The following is a 941-nucleotide window of genomic DNA, read 5'->3' as shown; positions in this document are numbered from 1 at the left end:
GACGTGATTTGGGGCGGAGAAGGTAATGACCGTCTATTTGGCGGCAGCGAAGACGGAGAGTCTGGTGAACTGCAAGCGCCTGGTGAACTGCAAGCGCCTGATACGTCTGATGCTGAACCTGTCTATCAAAAATCTACGCCTGGCACATCCAGTACTTTCACCACAAATGACGGCGACATCATCACCATGACCTCTGCCGACAATGGTGGCTTAAATGGAATCAATGGTCACCACTATCAAACAGTTGAAGGTGTCTTTGAAGGCTACTACATGGGGACTAACCCAGGTACGTGGACAGATAGCCATACGCATGTTTTGTCAGAAGAAGTAAACGGTTTACGGGTTACTGTTGGCTACATGACCTATTCAGAGCAGATTTGGTTCAAACTGGATGGTGTTGAAATCAGTCTGGCGGATGGTATTGCCAACGGTACGATCAGTATCAGTAATTTGAGTGGCGATAACGATGATTTCATCAATGAAGCTGGTCACCTCCAATCCCGCGATGTAGACACTCGCGACTACACCACAATCGATATAGACATACCTTTTACCACGCTTGAAGTGATGTCATCTGGTCATTCTGGTGGTATCAGCTACGAAATCTACCTTAACACTGAACCTAAAACTGTCCCTCACTCGGACGGCAACGACTCTCTATACGGTGCTGAAGGCACTGACTACATCGATGGTGGTACCGGCGACGACTATATCGATGGTGGTACTGATAATGATACCTTAATCGGTGGTGAAGGCTCCGATACCCTGCTAGGGCGCGAAGGCGTGGATATTATCTCTGGTGACGCAGGCAATGACACAGTTTATGCCGGTGACAACGACGATGTCGTTTCAGGCGGCGCGGGCTCCGATGAGCTTTGGGGCGACAGTGGCGATGATTTCATCGAAGGCAATATCGGTGATGACGTGATTTGGGGCGGAGA

General features: G+C 49.4%; 1 pseudogene. It reads left to right on the top strand.

Annotation, left to right across the window (positions count from 1 at the left end):
- A pseudogene (locus tag BCT27_RS24725) lies at window positions 1-941 on the top strand (calcium-binding protein); the annotation flags it as partial.

The organism is Enterovibrio norvegicus (assembly GCF_002876705.1).
In the GTDB taxonomy this organism is placed as follows: domain Bacteria; phylum Pseudomonadota; class Gammaproteobacteria; order Enterobacterales; family Vibrionaceae; genus Enterovibrio; species Enterovibrio norvegicus_B.
The sequence above is the reverse complement of the archived record's forward strand: the minus strand, read 5'-3'. Positions and strand labels throughout refer to the sequence as shown.